Below are 24,023 nucleotides of genomic sequence, written 5' to 3' on the forward strand. Positions count from 1 at the left end.
TGGAATATTACCTATGGACGGGGCAATCTGGAGTGGGATTGCACTGCTGAAATTTGTGAACTAACAGACACCACAATCACTCGAACGGACCAGCAGCAATAGATGGCGAGCAGGTTGGCGGGGGGTTGCAAGCGTTTTGATTCGGACCGGTTAAGCCATCATGGAAAGTATTCGTCGCCTCGTGCGACCAAACAATGTATTCGGCAAGCGCGCCGCCACCTCGCGGAGCGAGCCGACCATGGACGGCGCAGTTGCCGCGCCAGTCGTCGCCGCAGCCGGTGCTGCAGCGTCGGGGGCGTCCGCGTCCCCGTCCGCCCCGGATTCAGCGGGTGGCGTTCCCCTGCACGATGCCTTCCCGCACCTGGCCGACAACGGTCATGGCGGCGGCGCTGGCGGCGACCCGTCCGGCGGGCCGGATGGGTCGCCGCCAGCGCCGCGCAAGAGCCGCTGGAAGCTCTGGCTGGCGCTGATTGGCTTGCTGCTGATCGCTGCCGCGGCCGCCTGGGCCGTGACGGAAACCCGCACCTCGCGCCTGCAGTCGAAAATCTTCGCCGACATGGCCAGCGAACTCACGTTCCGCATGGCCAATGGCCCAAGCGATTCGATCCGCTTCCCGGCTGCCAGCCCGTACGACACCCGGCTCGGCTATGCAGGCCTGCCGAAATACCTCGAACGCCTGCAGACGCGCGATTACGCGATCGCGTCGCAGGCGCGCATCTCGCCGCAGATGGTCAAGATGGCCGATCTCGGCCTGTACGCCACCTACCACGAGAAAACCAAGGTCGGCCTCGAGATCCTCGATTGCCGCGCCCAGCCCCTGTTCACGTCGCGCTTCCCCGAGCGCTTCTACGATAAATTCGACGCCGCGCCGTCGCTGCTGGTACAAAGCCTGCTGTTCATCGAAAACCGCGAACTGCTCGACGCGAGCCACCCGCGCCGCAATCCGGCCGTCGAATGGGACCGCTTCTCGAAAGCGGTGTTCGACAAGACGCTGGCCAGTGTCGGCCTGGGCGGCGACGGCCGCGTGGCCGGCGGCAGCACGCTGGCCACGCAGATCGAAAAATACCGCCACTCGGCCGAAGGTCGTACCGGCTCGCTGACCGACAAGATCATCCAGATGGCCTCGGCCACGCTGCGCGCCTACCAGGACGGCGAAGACACCACGGGTTCGCGCCGCCAGGTCGTGCTCGACTACCTGAACACGGTGCCGCTGTCGGCCAAGCCGGGTTACGGCGAAGTCAACGGCATCGGCGACGGCATGTGGGTCTGGTACGGCCGCGATTTCGCCAAGGTCAACGCGATGCTCAAGGGCCCGATGACGAGCCCGGACGCCGTGATGGCCTACAAGGAGGCGCTGTCGCTGATGATCGCCCAGCGCCGCCCGGCGTATTACCTGGGCGCCGGCGAGAGCGACCTGGAAACCCTGACCAACAGCCACCTGCGCGTGCTGTCGCAGCAGGGCGTGATTTCGCCGCAACTGCGCGACGCGGCCCTGAGCGCCAACCTGAAGCCGGCACTGCACACGGGCGTGGCGCCGCCACCGGCGGATGCGTTCGTCTCGCGCAAGGCGGCCAATGCAGTGCGCAACCACGTGGGTTACCTGATCGGCGACTCGCGCCTGTACAACGTCGACCGCCTCGATCTGTCGGTAGTCTCGACCCTCGACGGCAATGCCCAGCAAGCCGTCACGACTGCGCTGCGCAAGCTGTCCGACGCCGAACACGCGAAACAAGCCGGCCTGACCGGCAAGGGCATGCTCGGCAATGGCGATCCGGCGCAAGTGGTCTACAGCTTCACGCTGATGGAGCGGGGCGAGCACGTCAACTACCTGCGCGTGCAGACCGATAACTACGACCAGCCACTGGACATCAACGAAGGCGCCAAGCTCGACCTGGGTTCGACGGCCAAGCTGCGCACGCTGGTGACGTACCTCGACATCGTCGACCAGCTGCACAAGCGCTTTGGCGCGATGGACAAGATCGGCCTGATGGGCGTCGAAGTGGATGCAAAAGACCGCATGTCGCAGTGGGGCCTCGACTACTTCCGCACGCTGCCTGACGGCGCCGACCGCAGCCTCAAGCCCATGCTCGACGCCGCCATGGCGCGCAAGTACTCGGCCAACCCGGGCGAGCGCTTCTTTACCGGTGGCGGCCTGCACACGTTCGGCAACTTCAGCAAGCTCGACGACAGCCGCATCATGGACGTGAACCAGGCGCTGCGCAGCTCGACCAACCTCGTGTTCGTGCGCATGATGCGCGACGTCGTGCGTTACTACATGTTCCAGTTGCCGGGCTCGTCCGCGCAACTGCTGGCCGACGCCGACGATCCGCGCCGCGCCGCCTATCTGGCGCGCTTTGCCGACAACGAAGGCAAGGTCTTCATGGCCAAGTTCTGGAACAAGTACAAGGGAAAGACGCCGCAGGAAGTCGAGACGCTGCTGTTCTCCGGCGTGCGCCCGCTGGCTTCCAAGCTCGCTGCCGCTCACCGCACCGTGGTGCCGAACGCCACCCTGGCGCAGTTTGGCGCGTTCATCGATGCGTCGGTCCCGGCCAGCAACGAGATCGACCCCGACCGTATTCCGAAACTCTACGAGACCTATGACCCACGGAACATGTCGCTGGCTGACCGCGGCTACGTGTCATCGGTGCACCCGCTCGAACTGTGGCTGGTGAGCTATCTGCGCACCCATCCAAAAGCGACCTGGTCCGAAGTGACGGCCGCCAGCGTCAAGGAGCGCCAGGAAGTCTACCAATGGCTGTTCAAGACGCACCGCAAGCACGCGCAGGACAACCGCATTGCCGGCCTGCTCGAAGTCGAAGCGTTCCTGAAGATCCACGCGCAGTGGAAGAAAATGGGCTACCCGTTCGACTCGCTCGTGCCGTCGTACGCGACCACACTGGGCGCCTCGGCCGACCGGCCGGCCGCGCTGGCCGAGATGATGGGCATCATCGTCAATGGCGGCGTGCGCAAACCGATTGAGCGCATCGATTCGCTGCACTTTGCCAAGGCCACGCCGTATGAAACGCTCGTGCGCCGCAACAAGGGCGGCGGCAAGGAACAAGTGCTGGCGCCCGAAGTCGCGCGCGCCGTGGCCGACGCCATCCAGGGCGTCGTCTCGGACGGCACCGCCAAGCGCGTCAAGACCGCGTTCGTGCAATCGGACGGCAGCATCATCGCCGTGGCCGGCAAGACCGGTACCGGCGACCAGCGCTTCGATGTATATGCCCGTGGCGGTCGCCTGGTCGAGTCGCGCTACGTGAACCGGTCGGCGACGTTCGTGTTCAACATCGGCGAACGTTTCTACGGCAGCATGACCGCGTATGTGCATGGGCCGCAGTCCGAAAACTATGACTTCACCAGCGCGCTGCCGGTGCAGCTGCTCGTCACGCTCGCGCCGAGCCTGATGCCGATGATCGAACCGCCGGTCGCGCCGGTTCCCGTGCCGGGCCAGGCCGTCGCCGCCGCGCCGCGGCAGTGCGTGCGTTGAGGCCAGGGCAGGATCTTCCGGGCGCGCCGGTCAAGGGGCTGCGCGCCCGCCTGCAGAACTTCAGCATCGTTTCGCTGCGCGATCTGGTCGTGGCCACCGGCCCGACGATCCTGATGGTCGCGGCGGCCGTGGTGCTCGCTTACTGGTGGGTCGACCCGGCGCCGCCGCGCACGCTCCGGCTCGCTACGGGCCAGGAAAATTCCGCGTACGAGCAATTCGGCAAGCAATACGCCAGCGTGCTGGCGCGCGACGACATCAAGGTCACGCTGCAGGGCACGCTTGGCTCGCAGGACAATCTGCAGCAGTTGCTGGCCGGGCAGGCCGATGTCGCGTTCGTGCAAAGCGGCTCGACCGACGACAAGGTTGGCAACGCGGACAGCGTCGAGCGGCGCGGCCTGGTCTCGCTGGGCAGCCTGTTTACCGAACCGGTGTGGCTGTTTGTGCGCGACGAAGCGAATGTCACGCGGCTGCCCGATCTGCGCGGCAAGCGCATCAACCTGGGACCGGAAGGCACCGGCGTGCCGCGCCTGGTGCGCCAGCTGCTTGACGCCAACAATATCGTGCCGGGCGCATTGACGATCAGCGACCTGGCCAATACGCCGGCGACGGTCGAATTGCTGGCCGGACGCATCGACGGCCTGGTCTTCAGCTCGGCGCCGGAAGCGCCGCTGATCCAGATGCTGCTGCAAACGCCGGGGATTCGCCTGTTCGATTTTTCGCAGGCCGAGGCCTATACGCGGCGCCTGCCGTTCCTGACCCACGTGGTGCTGCCGCGCGGGATCGTCGATCTGGGCCGCAATATCCCGAACCAGGATTACCACCTGATCGCGCCGACCGCCACGCTCGTCGCGCGCGAGGAAATCCATCCTGCGCTGGTGGGCCTGCTGGTCAAGGCGGCGACCGAGATCCACAGCGGCGCCGGCTGGTTCCAGCAGCAGGGCCAGTTCCCGTCCCCGAAGTACACGGAAATCCCGGTCGCGCCCGAAGCGGCGCGCTACTACCGCGACGGCCCGCCGTTCATGCAACGTTATCTGCGGTTCTGGCTGGCCAACCTGGCCGAGCGGCTGTGGGTCGTGGTGGTGGCGCTGACGGCGCTGCTGATTCCGTTGTCCAAGATCGTGCCGCCGATTTACGTCTGGCGCGTGCGCTCGCGCGTGTACCGCTGGTACGGTGAGCTGCGCGCCATCGAACAGTCGCTGGAGGAAAGCGGGGCCGATGCCACCGAGGCCGTGCGCAAGGAATTGCTGAGCCGCCTGGATGGGCTGGAAGACCGCGTCAACCATATCTCGGTGCCGCTCGCCTATGCGGACGAGCTGTACCGTCTGCGCAGTCACATTCACCTGGTGCGCGAGCGGGTGCGCGGCATGCGCGAGGAGCAGACAGCGCAGCCGTTGGCTTGATCATTTCTCTTTGAAATTGGTCGGGGAATCCCATTACACTGGCGTCCCCAGTCATCTCTTCGAAGGCCGTCATGATCCGCCGTACGCTTCCCGCCCTTGTTTTCGGCTTCTGCCTTGCCGCTGGCCTGGCCAGCCCGTCTGCCGCGATTGCCGCGGACAGTGCCAAGGACAGCAAGCGCCCGACGCGCGAAGCCTATACCAAGTACGAATACCGGATCCCGATGCGTGACGGCGTGCAGTTGTTCACGGTCGTCTACGTGCCGAAGGACAGCACGCGCAGCTACCCGTTCCTGATGCAGCGCACCCCGTACAGCGCCGGCGTGCGCGCCGAAGGCGAACTGCGCTATGGCGTGGACTGGCTGCCTGAATCGCTGGGCCCATCGCGCGAATTCGAGGACGCCGGCTACATCTTCGTGAGTCAGGACGTGCGCGGCCGTTACATGTCCGAAGGGACATGGCAGGAAATGACGCCTCACGGCAAGGGCAAGCTGGCAAAAGGCGAGGGCCGCGAGAGCGACGACATGTACGATACGGTGGCCTGGCTGCTCAAGAACATCCCCAACAACAATGGCAAGGTCGGCATCTGGGGCATCAGCTACCCGGGCTTCTACGCCGCCGCCAGCGTCATCGATTCGCACCCGGCGATCAAGGCCGCCTCGCCACAGGCGCCGATTGCCGACCTGTACATGGGCGACGATTCATACCACGGCGGCGCCTTCAAGCTGGCCGCCAACTTCGACTTTTACGCGGCCTTCACGGCGGCCCCGAACCCGACCCCGCTGCCGAAAACCGGCAGCGAATTCGATTACGGCGTGGCCGACGGCTACGATTATTTTCTGAAGCACCGCACGCTGGCGAATATCGCCGCGACAATGACCGACACGCAGCGCGAGCTGTTCATGCCGAACATCGAGCACGATACCTATGACAGCTTCTGGAAAGAGCGCGCCATCGGCCCGCATCTGAAGAACGTCAAGGCCGCCGTGCTGACGGTGGGCGGCTGGTTCGATGCGGAAGACGCCGCCGGCCCGTTCATCGTGCACCGCGCGCTGGAAGCGCAGAACAAGGGCGGCAACCATGCCCTCGTGGTGGGTCCATGGGTGCACGGCGGCTGGGCGCGCGGCGACGGCGCCCGGCTTGGCCACGTCAAGTTCGACGCGAAAACAAGCGAATGGTTCCGGCGCGAGGTCCAGTTCCCGTTCTTCGAGCAGCACCTGAAGGGCGTCAAGCCGGGCAAGACGCTGGCGCCGGTGACCGTGTTCGAGACGGGGTCGAATGTCTGGCGCCAGTACGACGCCTGGCCACCAAAACCGGCAAAGGCGCGCACGCTGTACTTCGGCGCGAATGGCGCACTGCGCTGGCAGCAGCCGGCCGCGACGATGAGCACGACCACGGGTGCCGGTTTCGACGAATACGTGGCCGACCCGGCGCGCCCGGTGCCTTACATCGGCTACCCGGCGCTGGGTGTACCGCGCGAATACATGGTGTCGGACCAGCGCTTCGCCGCCACGCGGCCCGACGTGCTGGTGTACCAGAGCGCCGTGCTGGAAGAAGACGTGACGGTCGCCGGGCCGGTGACGCCGAAGCTGTTCGTGTCGACAAGCGGGACCGACGCCGACTGGGTCGTCAAGCTGATCGATGTCTACCCGGCCAGCTTCCCGACCCCGGCAGGGGAGCGGGGCAGCGATGTCGGCCCGCCCGCGGTGAGCCTGGGTGGCTTCCAGCAACTGGTACGCGGCAACCCGCTGCGCGGCAAGTTCCGCAACAGCTATGAAAAGCCCGAGCCATTCGTGCCGGGCAAGGTCGAGCCCATCAAGTACGAACTGGGTCAGGTGAACCACACCTTCCGGCGCGGTCACCGGATCATGGTGCAGGTGCAGAGCTCATGGTTCCCGCTGATCGACCTGAATCCGCAAACGTTCATGCGCATTCCCGACGCCAAGCCGGGCGACTTCAAAAAAGCGACCCAGCGCGTGTACCACGCGCCAGGAACGGCGTCCGGGCTGGAACTGATGGTGCTGCCGAACCCGGGTAGCGCCAACTAGGTCAGGCGCCGATCCACGGCAGGCCGGCCGTGCACCAGCCGCCGATCGTCTTGCGGTGGCCGTCACCATCGCGATCGCCTTCGAACCCTTCCAGGATGTCGAAGGCATTTGCATAGCCCAGTTCGGTCGCCACGCGCGCACCATGACGCGAGCGTACGCCCGAGCGGCACAGGAACAGCAGCACGTCGTCCTTGCCCGCCACCTGTTCGAGCTGGGCGCCGAAGTCGGGATTGGGCGCGCCACCCGGATAGGTGGCCCATTGCACGGCCAGATGCTGCGCCTGGCCGATCGCGACGCGGCCCACCCAGTCGCGTTCGGCGTTGGTACGCACATCGACCAGCTTGACGTCCGGGCCGCTCTGGAGCAGGTCAAACGCTTCCTGAGGCGTGACTGCACCAGCGTAGGGCTGGTCAGCGCCACGCTGGCGCGCCGTCGTGAGAATCTGTTCTTTGGTCATGTTGGTGATGTCCATTCATCGTTGATCGTGATCAATGCACCATCCTGGAGCGCAGCGTGGTGCGCCCAATTGGTGCAAGCACGTAGAATTGCTCATTAATGGTGCAAATTAGCATAAAGGTAAATCTTGCCACATGCCCCCGGTTGAGGCGATTTTATGGGTAAACTAACCCATTGCCCAAGAACGATTTGCGCATAGCCTCATGCACTGAAGTTGGCATCGTCGTTGACACCCAGTTGGCACATTTCGTGCTTCATCATGATGCAAGTTGTCGGTTCGCATAGACTGACATCCTTTTTTCAATTAGGAGATTCCGAATGGCAAAGTCCGCCGCAGATGTAATGCAAATGGTCAAAGACAACGAAGTCAAATTCGTTGATTTACGCTTCGCCGATACCCGCGGCAAGGAACAACACGTCACGGTCCCGGTGTCGCACTTCGACCTGGACAAGTTCGAATCCGGCCATGCCTTCGACGGTTCGTCGATCGCCGGCTGGAAAGGTATTGAAGCGTCGGACATGCTCCTGATCCCGGATGCAAACACCGCCAATATCGACCCGTTCATGGAAGAGACCACGCTGTTCATGCAGTGCGACGTCGTCGAGCCATCGGACGGCAAGGGCTACGACCGCGATCCGCGCTCGATCGCCAAGCGCGCTGAAGCCTATCTGAAATCGTCGGGCATCGGCGACACCGCCTACTTCGGCCCAGAGCCAGAGTTCTTCATCTTCGACGCCGTGCGCTGGAAGCTGGACATGTCGGGTTGCTTCGTCAAGATCGATTCCGAAGAAGCATCGTGGTCGACCGACAAGGAATTCGAAGGCGGCAACAGCGGTCACCGTCCAGGCGTGAAGGGCGGCTATTTCCCAGTGCCACCAGTCGACTCGTTCCAGGACATGCGTTCGGAAATGTGCCTGATTCTCGAATCGATGGGCATCCCGGTCGAAGTGCACCACCACGAAGTGGCCGGCGCCGGCCAGAATGAAATCGGCACCAAGTTCTCGACCCTGATCGAGCGCGCCGACTGGACCCAGAACATGAAATACGTGATCTGGAACGTGGCCCACAGCTACGGCAAGACCGCGACCTTCATGCCAAAGCCAATGGCTGGCGACAACGGTTCGGGCATGCACGTGCACCAGTCGATCTGGAAAGACGGCAAGAACCTGTTCGCAGGCGACGGCTATGCAGGCCTGTCGGACACGGCGCTGTTCTACATCGGCGGCATCATCAAGCACGCCCGCGCCCTGAACGCGATCACCAATCCAGGCACCAACTCGTACAAGCGCCTGGTGCCAGGCTTCGAAGCCCCGGTCAAGCTGGCGTATTCGGCCCGTAACCGTTCGGCCTCGATCCGCATCCCGCACGTGGCGAACCCGAAAGGCCGCCGCATCGAGACGCGTTTCCCGGATCCACTGGCCAACGTCTACCTGTGCTTCGCAGCACTGATGATGGCCGGTCTGGATGGTATCCAGAACAAGATTCACCCGGGCGAAGCGGCAACCAAAGACCTGTACCATCTGCCGCCTGAAGAAGACAAGCTGATCCCGACGGTGTGCGCATCGCTGGAAGAAGCACTGGACGCACTGAACGAAGACCGCGAGTTCCTGACCCGTGGCGGCGTGTTCAGCGACAGCATGATCGATGCCTACATCGACCTGAAGATGCAGGAAGTCCAGCGCATGCGCATGACCCCGCACCCAGCCGAATTCGACATGTACTACTCGTCGTAATCGGTCCATCCAGGCTGGCGCGGATGTGCATCGCGCCAGACTGGCGGGTAGAACAAACGCGGGGAAAGCCATGCTTTCCCCGCGTTTTTTGTTGCTTGGGGTTTATATTCCTTGGGGTATAGTCGGGCGCATCTACAATAGCGTGCCCTTGCGACCAACCGGGATGGGAATGACAAATAGTATGTTTCAGGCCAGCGTGGCCGTTTTTACCGCTGTGTTTGCCTCAGTGCTGCTGTGCGCCAGTGCGCACGCGCAAATCTACCGTTGTACCGATGCCAATGGCCGGCCGCTGTACACCGACACCAAGGTCGGCAAGTGCCAGCTGATCGACACCGGCTACAGCGCTCCGCCGGCAGCCTCGGCCCCGATTCCTGCACCGCGCTCGGCGGGCGGCGGGGGCGGGTCATCCGCGTCGAATTCCGCCCCGACGGCGGCCCCGAGCGCGGCCCAATCGAACTTCCCACGCGTGGACAATGTGCTGCAGCGCGCCCGCGACGACGAGCGGCGCGAGATCCTGGGCGATGAACTGCGCCTGGAAGAACGCAAGCTCGCCGACCTCAAGCGCGTCTTCAACAACGGCGAGCCGGAACGCCAGGGCAACGAGCGCAACTACGCCAAGTACCAGGAGCGCGTGGCGTCCATGCGCGACGAAATCAACCGTAGCGAACGCAATATCGAAGCGCTCAGGCGCGAGATCGGCAATATCAGATGACCCTGCCTCCAATGGCGCCGCCCGTGTACGACCCGGGCAACCCGGCGCGTTTCGCCGGCCTGGACTTGCTGGCCTCGGCCGTGATGATGACCGGACCCGATGGCGAAGTGGTGTATGCCAACGCTGCCGCCGAAAACCTGATGGAGCTGTCGTTCAAGTCGCTGCAGCGCCATCGCCTGCCCGAACTGTTTACCAATGGCGCCGAGATTGGCGTCCTGATCACGCAGGCGCTGGTGCACCAGTACGCCGACCTGCGCCAGGACCTGACGCTGCAGAGGAGCGGGCGCGAACCGCTGCACGTCAACAGCATCGTCAGCGCGCTGGGCGATGGCACGGCGTTGATCGAGCTGCGCGAGAACGTGCAGCAGCTAAAGCTCGACCGCGAAGAGCGCCTGATGGACCAGAGCCAGGCCAACAAGGAACTGATCCGCAACCTGGCGCACGAGATCAAGAATCCGCTGGGCGGCATCCGCGGCGCAGCGCAATTGCTCGAACTCGAGCTGCCGCCGCACCACCTGCTGGAGCTGCAGGAATACACGCAGGTGATCATCAAGGAAGCCGACCGCCTGCAAACGCTGGTCGACCGCCTGCTGGCGCCGCACCGCAAGCCGCACATCGTCGGCGACGTCAATATCCACGAAGTGTGCGAGCGCGTGCGCAGCCTGATCCTGGCCGAATTCCCGCAGGGGCTGTCGATCCGGCGCGATTACGATGCGTCGATTCCCGAGTTTCGCGGCGATATGGAGCAGCTGATCCAGGTGGTGCTGAACATCGCCCACAATGCCGCCCAGGCCGTCGCCGGGCGCATTGCGCAGGGCGATGCCGAGATCGTTTTGCGCACCCGGGTGGCGCGCCAGGTCACGCTGGCCAAGGTCCGCTACGGGCTGGCATTAGACTTGCATATCATCGACAATGGACCGGGCATCGCGCCCGATATCCGCGACCGCATTTTCTATCCGCTCGTATCCGGGCGTGACGGCGGGAGTGGCCTCGGGCTGACGCTGGCGCAAACGTTTGTGCAGCAACACCTGGGTGTGATCGAGTGCGAAAGCCGGCCTGGACTGACGGATTTCCGGATCCTGCTGCCCCTGCCATAAGCGGGAGAAAGCGGACCGCACCGGCCAGTCCTTTATTGAATCCATGTTGCGGGAAGCACGAAACCATGAAACCAATCTGGATTGTCGACGACGATGCATCGATTCGCTGGGTCCTTGAAAAGGCCCTGGCACGCGAAAGTCTGGAGACCCGCAGCTTCGCCAATGCGCGCGAAGCGATGACCGCCTTTGAAACCGACACGCCGCAAGTGCTGGTGTCGGATATCCGCATGCCGGGCGAATCCGGCATCGACCTGCTGCAAGCCGTCAAGGAACGCCATCCGGGCCTGCCGGTCATCATCATCACCGCGTTCTCGGACCTCGACTCGGCGGTGTCCTCGTTCCAGGGCGGCGCCTTTGACTATCTGGCCAAGCCATTCGACATCGACAAGGCCGTCTCGCTGATCCGGCGTGCGTTAGAGGAGAGTCTGCGCGAAGCGAGCGTCGAAGCGCCTCCGGCCGAAACCCCTGAAATCCTCGGCCATGCGCCAGCGATGCAGGAAGTGTTTCGCGCCATCGGCCGCCTGTCGCAGTCGAATGTCACCGTGCTGATCACGGGCGAATCGGGCACCGGCAAGGAGCTCGTGGCGCGCGCGCTGCACAAGCACAGCCCGCGCGCGCAGCAACCGTTCATCGCGCTCAACACGGCGGCGATCCCGAAGGACCTGCTCGAATCCGAACTGTTCGGTCACGAGCGTGGCGCGTTCACCGGAGCGCAGGCGATGCGGCGCGGCCGCTTCGAGCAGGCCGAGGACGGCACGCTGTTTCTCGACGAAATCGGCGACATGCCGTTCGACCTGCAGACGCGCCTGCTGCGCGTGCTGTCCGATGGTCACTTCTACCGCGTGGGCGGCCACCAGCCGGTCAAGGCCAATGTGCGCGTGATTGCGGCCACCCACCAGAACCTCGAGCAGCGCGTGCGCGACGGCTTGTTCCGCGAAGACTTGTACCACCGCCTGAACGTGATCCGCCTGCGCCTGCCGTCGCTGCGCGAACGCAACGAAGACATTCCTGTTCTTACGCGCCACTTCCTGGTGCAAAGTGCGCACCAATTGGGGGTGGAACCCAAGCGCATGAGCGAGCAGGCAATGCGCTTCTTGTCGGGTCTCGAGCTGCCGGGCAATGTGCGCCAGCTGGAAAACCTGTGCAACTGGATCACTGTGATGGCCCCTGGCCAGACCGTGGAGGTCAAGGATCTGCCGCGCGACCTGACCCAGGGTTCGGCGCCGCTGACAGGCAGCAGCGTGCCGAACGTGGTGCCGCTGTCCGACGGCATCGTCAGCACCGGTGCACAGCCAATGGCATCCGGCGGTGGCGTCGTGCTGCAGACAGCCGGCGCGCAGTCGCCCGAAGGCTGGTTGGGGCTGCTCGAACTGCAGGCGGCCGGCATGCTCAGCGCAGGGCAGATGGACGTGATGGATATCCTGGGCCGCCAGTTTGAATCGGCCCTGATCCGCACGGCCCTCAAGCACACGCACGGGCGCAAGAATGACGCGGCCATGCGGCTCGGGATCGGGCGCAACACCATCACGCGCAAGATCGTGGAACTGGGGATCGACGGCGCGCGCGAAGAGTAGGCTTTTAGATGGCAGGGTGTTGGTGTAAAGTCCTGCATCGGCGCGCTGCGCCCGTTTTATTTTCTACTCAATGCTGATCAATTGCGTCGCCTACCAGGAAGGCAAGAAGCTGTCCGATATCCCGGTCGAGGATATCAGCGAATACATCAAGCTGGAGGACACCTTTGTCTGGGTCGCATTGCGCGACCCGGACCCTGCCGACATCGCGCTGATGCAGGAAGAATTCGGCCTGCACGAACTGGCGGTGGAAGACGCGCTGCGCGGCCATCAGCGGCCCAAGCTCGAAGAATATGGCGACTCGCTGTTCGTCGTCGTGCAGATCGTCGAACTGGTGGGTGACGAGATGTCCGTCGGCCAGTTGTCCGTCTTCGCCGGCCCCAATTACGTGCTGTCGGTGCGGCGTGACGCCAACCAGGGTTTTCTCGGCGTGCGGGCGCGCGCCGAGCGCGAACCGCACCAGCTCAGGAAAGGCGCAGGCTTCGTGCTGTACGCGCTGGTCGACGCCGTCGTCGACCGTTACTTCCCCGTGGTCGACACGCTCGAATCCGAGCTCGAATCGATCGAAGACCACATCTTTTCCATGCAGGGCAAGCAGCGCGACAATGTCGAGCGCCTGTATGACCTGAAACGCAAGGCGCAGACGCTGCGCCACGCGGTGGTGCCGCTGATGGACGCGCTGGGACGCCTCTACGGCGGGCGCGTGCCGGCCGTGGTGGACGAGACCCAGGAATACTTCCGCGACGTGCACGACCACCTGCACCGCATCGCCGGCCGCCTGGACGCCGTGCGCGACACGATCAACACCGCGATCCAGGTGACGCTGTCGATGGTGGCGATCGAAGAAAACGAAGTGAGCAAGAAGCTGGCGTCATATGCGGCGATCTTCGCGGTGTTTACCGCGTTCGCCGGCGTGTGGGGCATGAACTTCGAATTCATGCCGGAGCTGAAATGGAAGTATGGTTACCCGTTCGCGATCTTTACGATGGTGTGCGTGTGCGGCTACCTGTATCGCAAGTTCAAGCGGGTAGGGTGGTTATAGGGGCTGGCGCTTGCCAGCCGTGGCGGCTGCGCCGCCGGACGCCACGATCACCAGCACGATCGCCAGCCACTGCAGGCTGGTCAGGCGTTCTCCGAGCCAGATGAAGCCGGCCAGCGCCGCGATGGCCGGTCCGCTGCTGACCAGGATGCCAAACACCCGCTGCGGCAGGCGCCGCAGCGCCATCATCTCGAGCGAGTAGGGCAGGGCGGACGACAGCAGCGCCACCGCCACGCCGCCCGCCAGCATGGCTGGCGTGAACAGCGCCATGCCCGCATGCGCCACGCCGAATGGCACCGCGAACACGCTGGCCGCCAGCAAGCCCCAGGCCACGGCCTGGCCACTGTTCAGGGTCGAGACGCGCTTGCCGAACACGATGTACATCGCCCAGCAGAACGCGGCCGCCAGCGCATACGCGATGCCGGCCGGGTCGAGCTGCGTCGCGCCGGCCACCGGCAGCAGCAGCCACAGGCCGAATCCCGCGCACACCACCCACACAAAATCGCGCGCATGACGCGACGACAGCACAACGACTGCCAGCGGCCCCGTGACCTCGATCGCCACCGCGATCCCGAGCGGAATGCGCTCGAACGCGCGGTAGATGCACAGGTTCATTGCGCCCAGCATCAGGCCGTACACGAGCAGGTTACCCACGTCGGCGCGCGCCGGGCGCCCAAAGCGCCATGGCCGCACGATGGCCAGCAGGATCAGCGCCGCCAGGCCCACGCGCAGCGCGGTGACGCCTTCGCTGCCGACGGCCGGAAACAGGCCCTTGGCCCAGGCCGCGCCTGCATTGACCGACACCATCGAGGCCAGGATCGCCAGACCCGGGCCCCATGCGGCATGCCGGCCCGCCGCGTTCAACGTGGCGCCATGGCCAATGCCACCGCCTCGGCCACGCGGATGCCGTCGACAGCCGCCGACATGATGCCGCCTGCGTAACCGGCGCCTTCGCCGGCAGGGAACAGGCCGCGCGTGTTCAGGCTTTGCAGGTCGTCGTTGTTGCGCCGGATGCGGATCGGCGACGAGGTGCGCGTCTCCACGCCCGTCAGCACGGCGTCTTCCTTGTAGTAGCCCTTGATCTGCTTGTCGAAGGCGACGAACGCCTCGCGCATCGCAACGATGGCGTAGTCGGGCAGCGACGTGGCCAGGTCGGTCAGGTGCACGGCCGGCAGGAACGACGGCGTGACCGAACCGAGTGACGTGGACGGCCGGCCTGCCACGAAGTCGCCCATCAGCTGGCCCGGTGCGTCGTAGGTCGAGCCGCCCAGTACGAATGCACGCGATTCGAGCTCGCGCTGGAAGGCGATGCCGGCCAGCGGGTGGCCCGGGAAATCCTCGGGCGTGATGCCGACCACGATGGCGCTGTTGGCATTGCGCTCGTTGCGCGAATACTGGCTCATGCCGTTGGTGACGACGCGGCCTTCTTCGCTCGACGCGGCCACCACGGTGCCGCCCGGGCACATGCAGAAGCTGTAGACCGAACGGCCGTTGGACGCGTGGTGCACGATCTTGTAGTCGGCCGCGCCCAGCAGTTTGTTGCCGGCGTTCGGACCGAAGCGGCAGACGTCGATCAGCGATTGCGGGTGCTCGACCCGGAAGCCGATCGAGAATGGCTTGGCTTCGATGTAGACGCCGCGTTCGTACAGCATCTCGAAGGTGTCGCGCGCGCTGTGGCCGATGGCGATCGTCAGGTGGCGGGTAGGGATTTCTTCACCGCTGGCCAGGCGCACGCCAACGACCTGGCGCACGCCGCCGGTTTCTTCGATCAGGACATCCTGCATGCGCGTGTCGAAGCGCATTTCGCCGCCCAGGTTGATGATCTCGGCGCGCATCTGCTCGACCATCTTGACCAGGCGGAAGGTGCCGATGTGCGGCTTGCTGACGTACATGATCTCTTCGGGTGCGCCGAACTTGACGAACTCGGTGAGCACCTTGCGGCCGTGGTGGTTGCTGTCCTTGATCTGGCTGTAGAGCTTGCCGTCCGAGAAGGTGCCGGCGCCGCCTTCACCGAACTGCACGTTCGACTCGGTATCGAGCTTGCGCTTGCGCCAGAAACCGAAGGTGTCGACGGTGCGCTCGCGCACGACCTTGCCGCGCTCGAGCACGATCGGGTTCAGGCCCATCTGCGCCAGGATCAGCGCAACGAACAGCCCGCACGGACCGGTGCCGACGACGACCGGGCGCGGGGTGCCCGGGGCAGGCTTGGCGGCGTTGACGAACTTGTACTCGACGTCTGGGGCGGGCATCACGTGCGGGTCGCGCAGCTTTGCCAGCACGGCCTTGTCGTCGGCAACGGTCGCGTCGATCGAGTAGATCAGAACGATGGCGGATTTCTTGCGCGCGTCATAGCTGCGCTTGTAGACGGCAAAGTCGAGCAGTTCGGCGTCAGCGATGCCAAGGCGGGCCAGGATGGCGTCGCGCAGGGCGGCGTCCGGATGGTTCAGGGGGAGTTTGAGTTCGTTAATACGCAGCATGGGAGTGGTTGCTAGTGAGGCAACAAAAGTAGGGCGGCAAAAGCCGTTATTTTACCCCGGCCCAAAGGTGCCTGACGGTATGTCGATTAAAAAAACGAATAGTCTTTAAATTGTAAATACATAGCATGTGTGATCTTTGAAGATTGTCACAGTCAAAGCGCGGTGGTCGTCTCCATCCGTGCCGTTTTACAACGACTTTTGTGGAACTATCGCAACGTCGAGCCGCAGAAATCCATAAAAAAATCCTGCCGCGCGCACGTCGAAAAGTGCACTGCACCAGGGAGTTTTCTGAGCTGTTTTGGTGAATGAACGCACCACGCGCGCACGCTGTCTCGCACCCACAACATTGTGCGAACGAAAATAACGAAATGCACACGCATATGCATAAAAAGTTGTTGACGCCACAACGTCCTATGCATGAACGTAGATAAGCGTTCATTTTCTTTACGAAGGAAAAATGGCATGAACGTACTTACAGGGTAATGTGGGTGTACAGGGAGGGGCGCTACCGCGATCGGTGCTGGTGCGACCAACAACAGGACTGCCATGAGCGGTCCGGCAAAAAAGAGAAAGCAAATCACATGTTGAAGAAAACTGTATTAGTTCACGCATTGAGCCTGGCCTTTGGCGGCGCAGTCATCGGCATGGCCGCCATGTCGCCAGCAATGGCGCAGTCGAATGCATCGGGTAGTGTCTTCGGTACCGTCGTTCCAGGCAGCAACGTGCAGGTTCTCATCGAGAATACCGACATCGGTATCCGCCGCACCCTGACCCCGGATGCACAGGGCCGTTTCGTCGCCAGCTCGCTGCCGAGCGGCACGTACCGCGTGTCCCAGTTGCGTGACGGCGCCGTCATCGGCTCGGTCAACGTCGAGACCGGCATTGGCCGCAATGGCGAAGCCATCTTCGCCGCCGCCGCACCGGTCGGCGGCGCCCAGGTCGTCCAGGTGACCGGCACCCGCGCCACCATCGACACCAGCAGCTCCGGCAGCAGCGCGACCTTCAGCGCGCGCCAGCTCGCCGCGCTGCCGATCGCCCGCAGCGTCGAAGCCATCATCCAGCTTGCGCCCAACACCACCACCGCCGACTCGCGCTTCGCAGGTGGCGCGTCGTTCGGTGGCGGCGCAGCATCCGAGAACTCGTACTACATCAACGGTTTCCCTGTGACCAACCCGCTGACCGGCCTGGGCGCTGCCCAGCTGCCATTCGGCGCGATCGGTGAAGCGCAAGTGCTGACCGGCGGCTTTGGCTCCGAGTTCGGCCGTTCGATCGGCGGCGTGGTCAATATCGTCACCAAGAGCGGCACCAATACCTGGGAAGCCGGCGGCATCGCGACCTGGGAACCGAAATCGCTGCGCGCCAAACCGCACGATATCTATTACGCCAACACGGGCACCCCGAACAACACGGGCACCGACGGCACGCTGCGCCTGGCGCGCGCCGAAAACACGCTGGATCGCAAGGTGTATGGCGCCTACGTCGGCGGCCCGATCATCAAGGACAAGCTGTTCTTCTTTGCTTCGGCCGAACAAACCGATGTCGAGGAAGGTGTGGTCAACACCTTCCGCATCGCCACCAACAGCGGCAACGTGGGCTGGCGCGAGCGTGACACCAAGATCGAACGCTATATGGCCAAGCTCGACTGGAACATCACCGACAACCACCGCCTTGAATTCACCACGCTGGGCGACACGCCGGAAGTGAACAGTTCGGACAGCGGCTTCAATTACGCAACCCGCACCCGCAGCGGCGTTGTCAACTCGAGCTCGCGCCGCATCAACGTCGACAGCAACGGCGCCAAGATCAACACCCTGCGCTATGTCGGCAACCTGACCGACGACCTGACCGTGACCGCCCTGTATGGCCGTTCGAAGTCGCCGCACGAAAACTACTTCACCGGCTACAACCCGGACCTGTACCAGACTTCGGCGTCGCTCGACGCACGTGCCCCTGGCCTCAGCTACCCCAACCCGCAAAACATCAGCGGCAACATTCTGGCGCCTGGCTCGGAAGACATCGTCGATTCGGGTCGTTTTGATGTCGAATGGCGCCTTGGCGCGCACACGCTGCGCGGCGGCTTCGACCAGACCAAGGTCGAGTCGGTTGCTGCCGGCGAATTCCGCGCCGGTGGCGGCCTGTGGACCTACTTCCGCGCCGGCACGCCGTCGGCGCAGATCGAAGGACCGAACGGCGTGCTGATCCCGTCACCAGCGAGCACCGGTACCGCGCTGGGCAACCAGGGCTACTACGTGACCCGCGATCTGTTCTCGACAGTCACGAATTCGTTCGGCGAACAAAGCGCGTGGTACCTGGAAGACCGCTATCAGGCGACCGATAACCTGCTGCTGACCTTTGGCGTGCGTAATGAGTCGTTCAAGAACCAGAACGATTCAAAGACCACCTTCCTGGAAATGAAGAACCAGTACCAGCCGCGCCTGGCCGCAGTCTGGGACGTCAATGGCGACGCCAGCTTCAAGGTGTACGCGACCATGGGTCGCTACTCGGTGCCGATCCCGACCCATATCTCGGTGCGTGGCGCTGGCCGCTCGACCTACACCGCGCAGTACTACGGCTACACCGGCGTCGACGCCAACGGTGCGCCGACCGGCCTGACGCAGCTGAGCGAGCCGCTGTCGAACAACAACGAATATGGTCAGGACAAAGTTGTCGAGACCCTGGCAGCGCGCAATATGGAACCGACCTACCAGGACGAAATTACGTTCGGCTTCGAAAAAGCCTGGTCGCCATCGCTGAACTTCGGTGCCAAGGCAATCCACCGCAAGCTGCAGTCGACCATCGATGACTTCTGCGACGTGCGTCCGTTCCAGCGTTTCGCCGCAGCCAACGGGATCGCGATCACCAACCCGCTGTTTGGCAACAGCTGCCAGACCTTCAATCCGGGTGAAGACAACGACTTCCTGGTCGACTTCTCCGGCGACGCATCGAACCTCACGCCCGTCAGTCTGACTGCGGCGGACATGGGCTTCGACAAGCCGAAGCGGACCTACTCGTCGGTCGAAGCCTTCCTGGAACACCCGTTCCGCAGCGGCTGGTACGGCAAGGTGAGCTATGTGTGGTCGCGCAACAAGGGCAATACCGAAGGCCAGGTGCGTTCGGATAATGGCCAGGCGGACGTCGCCGTGACGTCGTCGTGGGATTACCCCGAGCTGATGGAAGGCGCCTACGGCTATCTGCCGAACCACCGCAAGCACCAGGTCAAGGCGTTCGGCTTTTATCAGTTCAACGATGAGATCACCGTCGGTGGCAATGCGCTGATCGCGTCGGGCCGTCCGCGCAGCTGCATCGGCAGCGCCGCCAGCCCGGGCAATTCGCCGAACTACCCGAACCAGACGTTCTATTGCGGTGGCCTGCAGCGTTCGCAAAACGTCCTGACCCCGCGCGGTTCGGTTGGCAGCCTGCCCTGGACCCACCGTTGGGACATGAACGTGGCCTACAAGCCGAACTTCATCAAGGGACTGCAGCTGCGCGTCGATGTGTTCAATGTGTTCAACAGCCAGTCGGTGGCCAGCGTCACCGAGGCGTACAACAACGGCGTCAATGTCAGCAGCCTGTACCAGACGCCGCTGTCGCTGACTGCACCGCGTTATGCCCGTTTCTCGGTGATGTACGATCGCAAGTTTTGATCCAGTCGTTTTCAGGACAAACGCCAAACCGCCCTCCGGGGCGGTTTTTTATTGGGTTGCTTAAATACATTGTGTTGTATTTATCCAACTTTTGCGTTCACGCCCAATAATGGTGCATCGAAATAAAAACGGCGATTGCCACAGGTCAAATTCACCGCAATGCGCATCATCGTCAAAAAATTTTGATGATAAAAAGATCGTAAATACAAGATGTTGCACATCTTTAGCATTCGAATCACAGTTCCGCGGGATGCACCAGTTTGATATTGCGCCGCACCACCATTGCACTTTCCCGACTTTCAAAAAAATAAAGTGTTGTATTTCACACTCTGCATTATTGGTGCTCGGTTGACACTATTCTTGACGCCATGTTTTTATAGCTCCACTTGAATAACGTTTGGTTTCATCCAGGCACTTATTTAGGCTGATCGTCCCCAGTCAGACGTATGCATGAAAAATACTGCCGTCCAGAATGCGATAAACGGTCTACCTATTCCGGCTCGATAACACGATTCCGATGTTTTGCCGGCCCAGGCGACCGGCAGGCACGAGCCTGCAGAATAGGCACTGAGCATTCTGGTGCGCCATCACCGATAAGAAAGTACGAGGAGAATCACCCATGATGTTGAAACTGAAGTCGATGCCCTTCGCGATTGCCTGCGCAATTGCCAGTGGCGCCTTGACCTGCGCAGCGCCGGCGTTTGCCCAGGCCCAGCAGGGCAGCACCGAACCAGCCGCGCAGCGCGTGGTCGTGACGGGTTCGCTGATCAGCCGCACCAACACCGAAACGCCGACCCCGGTCCAGGTGCTGACCGCAGCCGACATCCAGAAGAGCGGCAAGACCTCGGTTGCCGAGCTGCTGACCGACCTGGCCGCCAACGGCGCCGGTACCCTGGGCACCGGCTTTGCCGGCGCATTCGCCAATGGCGCATCGGGCATCTCGCTGCGCGGCCTGACCGTGGGCGCGACCCTGGTGCTGATCGACGGCCACCGCATGGCCCCGTATCCGCTGTCGGACGACTCCCAGCGTTCGTTCGTCGACGTGTCGTCGATCCCGTTCGACGCGATCGAGAGCATCGAGATCCTGAAAAGCGGCGCTTCGTCGCTGTACGGCTCGGACGCCATCGCCGGCGTCATCAACATCAAGCTCAAGAAAAACCTGAACGGCACCCGCCTGTCGGCCGAAGTCGGCGACACGCAGCATGGTGGCGGCAAGACCAAGCGCGCCTCGATCAGCACCGGCATCGGTGACCTCGACAACGACGGCTACAACGCCTTCATCACGGCCGAATACCGCAAGCAGAACGCGATCAAGGTCGTCGACCGCGAACAGTATGGCTACGCGAACCGCGACTGGCGCGCACGTGGTGGTAACGACCTGACCCTGGGCGTGCCGACCAACATCAACAACTTCCTGACCCCGGCCAGCAGCCCGTTCCTGTACAACGCGTCGAACCCGAACAACCCGGCTGGCGTCACCAACGTCAATAACCCGGCGAACTACCAGTTCCTCGACCCGACGAACTGCAACTTCACCAAATACCGCGCCGGCGGCTGCTCGGTGCGCGATGAACAGTCGAACATCCAGCCAGAGACCGAAAACGTCAACCTGATGATCGGCATGACGAAAAAGCTGAGCGAAGACTGGGAAGTGCGCTTCAACGGCTCCATGTTCCAGCGCGAAAGCACCAACAACCGCAATGCCGCCCCGGCAGCATTCAGCCCGACCAGCTTCAACGGCACCACGACCCTGGTCAATGGCGTGCTGACTTCGCGCGTGGGCGCCATCCCGAACACGACCTTTGCCGCTGGTGCACCGGTCGGCGCCAATATCACCAATCAGCTGGGCGCACCGGCCCGCCTGTACGGCTACATCCCGGATGTCGGCGCCGCCCTGACCACCAACAACAAGACCACCGCGACCCGCTTCGCAGCTGACCTCGTCGGTAGCGCCTATGGCTGGGACGTGAACGCTGCCATCGGTGGCACCCGCGTCAAGAGCGACCTGAACTACAGCGGCTACGTCAACCGTACCAACCTGTACACCCTGCTGCGCAATGGCACGTTCAATGTGCTGGGCAACAATGTGCCGGGCGTCGTGGATGCCGTCTCGCCGCGTTTCAGCAACGAGATCGAATCGACGCTGAACTACGCCGACCTGATCGGCTCGCGTGAACTGCTGTCGAATTTCGGCGCCGGCCCTCTGGCCTTCGCAGCCGGTGTTCACTGGCATGAGCGCAAGCAGAATGCGCCTCCGTCGAGCCTGACGCTCAACGGCGCGGTCGCCAATACGGCAGCGTTCACCATTGGTGACGAGACCAACAGCGCGGTGTTCGCCGAGCTGCAGGCCACGCCGATCAAGAACCTGGAAATCGGCCTGTCCGGCCGTTATGACCACTACGACACCTACGGCAATTCGTTCACGCCGTCGGCCAACTTCAAGTGGGCGCCGATCCAGCAGTTCGGTCTGCGCGGTACGTTCGCACGCGGTTTCCGCGCGCCGAACCCGGCCGAAGTCGGCAATGCCGGTTCGTTCTTCACGTTCAACGCAATCCGCGATCCGATCCTGTGCGCCAATGGCAGCCAGACCACGGCCGGCAACGTGCCATCGGCTTGCTCGTTCAGCCCGCCATACGTCCAGACCACCAATCCTGATCTGCAGCCAGAGAAGTCGAAGTCGTTCACGGCCGGTATCATCGTCGAGCCAATGCGCGGCCTGAACATGACCCTGGACTACTACAAGATCCAGATCAAGAACCTGGTCGTCACGCAAGCAGGTAACGATCCAAGCTTCACGCCAACCTGGGTCCGCGGTCCTGCCAACACGATCGACATCGCCACCGGTGTGGGCAACAACACGGTGCCTGGCATCCCGGTCGCTGGTCCGATCCTGTACGGCCTGTCGCCTTACATCAATGCCGGCAGCACCGAAACCCACGGCATCGAAGCGGACATCCGTTACCGCTGGCGCCTCGCCAACGACCTGGGCACTGTCAGCGCGAACCTGAGCGCAGCCCACGTCTTTGGTTATGTGACCGAACTGGGCAGCGATTCGTACCAGCTGGCCGGCACGCAAGGTCCATCGTCGGTTGGCGGCGCAACGGGTAACCCGAAAGACCGTGCGCAGTTCACCCTCGGCTACAACCGTGGCCCGCTGGACGTGACCGCCACCGTGAACTACACGAGCGGCTTCTCGACCTTCGACCCGGCACTGGGCGCGACCGACTGCGCATCGACTGCAGCCGACGTTGGTGGCCGTACCTACTTCCAGGGTCTGGTCCAGCCAATTGGCTACTGCAACGTGTCGTCGTTCACCGTCACCAACCTGAACCTGTCGTACAAGGTCACGGATAACCTGACGATCCGCGGCGCGATCCTGAACCTGTTCGACAAGGAAGCACCATACGACGTCGCCACCTACGGCAACGCCGGTGCACAAACGTCGTACAACGCTTCGCTGCACCAGCCAGGCGCAGTGGGCCGCTTCTTCAGCCTGGGCGCGAACTACACGTTCTAAGCCTGTCGCTGTATAAAAAAACCCCGCCGGCAGCGATGCCGGCGGGGTTTTTTCATGCGCTCTCTATCTACTCAGATGGCGTCCCAAGCCCCCGCCAGCACGGCAAGCGCGGCCAGCCCGGCCGTCTCGGTACGCAGCACGCGCGGTCCCATCGACAGCGACAGGGCGCCGGCGGCAACGGCCGCCGCCTCTTCGTGCGGCGTGAGCCCGCCTTCCGGACCGATCAGGAGCGTGACCGCTTGCGGCGCATTCGCACGTGCCCAACCGGCCAGCGATTCGCTCGCGCGCGGACTGAGCAGGATACGGGTCGTGCCCGCGCTCGCCGCCAGCCACGGTTGCACGTCCATCATCGGCAGCAGCTGCGCCAGCCGGTTGCGCCCGCATTGCTCGGAGGCTGCCACGATCACGCCGTGCCAGTGTGCCTGGCGCTTCTCGAGCCGCTCGCCGGACAGGCGCACGACGCTGCGCGCCGCTGCCAGCGGCTGGATCGCGGCCACGCCCAATTCCACCGCCTTTTCAATGATCCAGTCCATTTTCGAGCCTTCCGGCAAGCCTTGGGCCAGCGTCACGGAATAGGGCGCTTCAGCCTCGATCGCCTCGTGCGCGTCGATGACGGCGGTGGCGCGCCGCTTGCCGGTCTCGACCAGCGTGGCGCGGTATTGACCGCCTTCGCCATTGAACAGCGTCAGCACGGCCCCGGGCTGCAGGCGCACGACATGCAGGTGATGCGCGACGGCTTCAGGCAGCTCGACGGTGCTGCCATTGACGAGCGGCTGGGGACAATAAAAACGCGGCATGGCACTCCTGAAATCGGTATGGACAGGGCTGCATTTTAAATCCTTGC

The 24,023-nt window shown here is 63.4% G+C and carries 14 protein-coding genes; 10 read left to right on the forward strand and 4 right to left on the reverse strand.

From position 1 onward, the window contains the following. Positions 1-160 precede the first annotated feature (160 nt). The 3 genes from AC1MGT_RS16905 to AC1MGT_RS16915 all read left to right on the forward strand — a co-directional run bounded on the left by AC1MGT_RS16905 (position 161) and on the right by AC1MGT_RS16915 (position 6,932). Positions 161-3,487 carry a transglycosylase domain-containing protein gene (locus AC1MGT_RS16905; protein WP_499501146.1) on the forward strand — a complete coding sequence of 1,109 codons (3,327 nt, stop codon included), beginning with the start codon at positions 161-163 and terminating at the stop codon, positions 3,485-3,487. Continuing rightward, positions 3,484-4,887 (forward strand): TAXI family TRAP transporter solute-binding subunit, encoded by a 1,404-nt coding sequence (locus tag AC1MGT_RS16910; RefSeq protein WP_499501147.1) that lies wholly within the window; start codon positions 3,484-3,486, stop codon positions 4,885-4,887. The genes AC1MGT_RS16905 and AC1MGT_RS16910 overlap by 4 nt, the downstream gene beginning before the upstream one ends. A gap of 71 nt (positions 4,888-4,958) precedes the next feature. Then, positions 4,959-6,932: a CocE/NonD family hydrolase gene (locus tag AC1MGT_RS16915; protein WP_499501148.1), complete on the forward strand. Its 1,974-nt coding sequence runs from the start codon at positions 4,959-4,961 to the stop codon at positions 6,930-6,932. A gap of 1 nt (position 6,933) precedes the next feature. On the opposite strand, the gene AC1MGT_RS16920 is transcribed toward AC1MGT_RS16915, so the two are convergent. Continuing rightward, positions 6,934-7,389, reverse strand: a complete 456-nt coding sequence (locus AC1MGT_RS16920; RefSeq protein ID WP_499501149.1) for a rhodanese-like domain-containing protein — start codon at positions 7,387-7,389, stop codon at positions 6,934-6,936. 317 nt (positions 7,390-7,706) lie between these two features. Between AC1MGT_RS16920 and glnA the strand changes: the two genes are divergently transcribed. The 5 genes from glnA to corA all read left to right on the forward strand — a co-directional run bounded on the left by glnA (position 7,707) and on the right by corA (position 13,544). Next, a complete protein-coding gene (gene glnA / locus AC1MGT_RS16925; RefSeq protein ID WP_183549392.1) occupies positions 7,707-9,122 on the forward strand; it encodes a type I glutamate--ammonia ligase in 1,416 nt (471 codons plus the stop codon). 169 nt (positions 9,123-9,291) lie between these two features. Further along, positions 9,292-9,834, forward strand: coding sequence for a DUF4124 domain-containing protein (locus AC1MGT_RS16930; protein ID WP_499501150.1), 543 nt, complete (start codon positions 9,292-9,294; stop codon positions 9,832-9,834). Further along, positions 9,831-10,931, forward strand: coding sequence for a nitrogen regulation protein NR(II) (gene glnL / locus AC1MGT_RS16935; RefSeq protein WP_343024625.1), 1,101 nt, complete (start codon positions 9,831-9,833; stop codon positions 10,929-10,931). Before AC1MGT_RS16930 ends, glnL begins: the two co-directional genes overlap by 4 nt. 65 nt (positions 10,932-10,996) lie before the next feature. Further along, positions 10,997-12,505: a nitrogen regulation protein NR(I) gene (gene ntrC, locus AC1MGT_RS16940; RefSeq protein ID WP_499501151.1), complete on the forward strand. Its 1,509-nt coding sequence runs from the start codon at positions 10,997-10,999 to the stop codon at positions 12,503-12,505. Positions 12,506-12,575: 70 nt separating this feature from the next. Then, positions 12,576-13,544 carry a magnesium/cobalt transporter CorA gene (corA, locus tag AC1MGT_RS16945; RefSeq protein WP_499501152.1) on the forward strand — a complete coding sequence of 323 codons (969 nt, stop codon included), beginning with the start codon at positions 12,576-12,578 and terminating at the stop codon, positions 13,542-13,544. On the opposite strand, the gene AC1MGT_RS16950 is transcribed toward corA, so the two are convergent. Together AC1MGT_RS16950 and AC1MGT_RS16955 are read right to left on the reverse strand one after the other, a co-directional pair. Then, positions 13,539-14,348, reverse strand: coding sequence for an EamA family transporter (locus tag AC1MGT_RS16950; protein ID WP_499504304.1), 810 nt, complete (start codon positions 14,346-14,348; stop codon positions 13,539-13,541). The genes corA and AC1MGT_RS16950 overlap by 6 nt on opposite strands. A gap of 53 nt (positions 14,349-14,401) precedes the next feature. Continuing rightward, positions 14,402-16,018: an NAD(P)/FAD-dependent oxidoreductase gene (locus AC1MGT_RS16955; protein ID WP_183549403.1), complete on the reverse strand. Its 1,617-nt coding sequence runs from the start codon at positions 16,016-16,018 to the stop codon at positions 14,402-14,404. Positions 16,019-16,599: 581 nt separating this feature from the next. On the opposite strand from AC1MGT_RS16955, the gene AC1MGT_RS16960 reads away from it, so the two are divergent. Beyond that, entirely contained in the window at positions 16,600-19,662 is a 3,063-nt protein-coding gene (locus tag AC1MGT_RS16960) for a TonB-dependent receptor (protein ID WP_499501153.1), read from the forward strand. 619 nt (positions 19,663-20,281) lie between these two features. Then, positions 20,282-23,179: a TonB-dependent receptor gene (locus tag AC1MGT_RS16965; protein WP_499501154.1), complete on the forward strand. Its 2,898-nt coding sequence runs from the start codon at positions 20,282-20,284 to the stop codon at positions 23,177-23,179. Positions 23,180-23,250: 71 nt separating this feature from the next. Here AC1MGT_RS16965 and AC1MGT_RS16970 read toward each other — a convergent pair whose 3' ends face one another. Next, positions 23,251-23,976 carry a 16S rRNA (uracil(1498)-N(3))-methyltransferase gene (locus tag AC1MGT_RS16970; protein ID WP_499501155.1) on the reverse strand — a complete coding sequence of 242 codons (726 nt, stop codon included), beginning with the start codon at positions 23,974-23,976 and terminating at the stop codon, positions 23,251-23,253. Positions 23,977-24,023 lie beyond the last annotated feature (47 nt).

It is taken from the genome of Telluria sp. BA11, assembly GCF_056680305.1.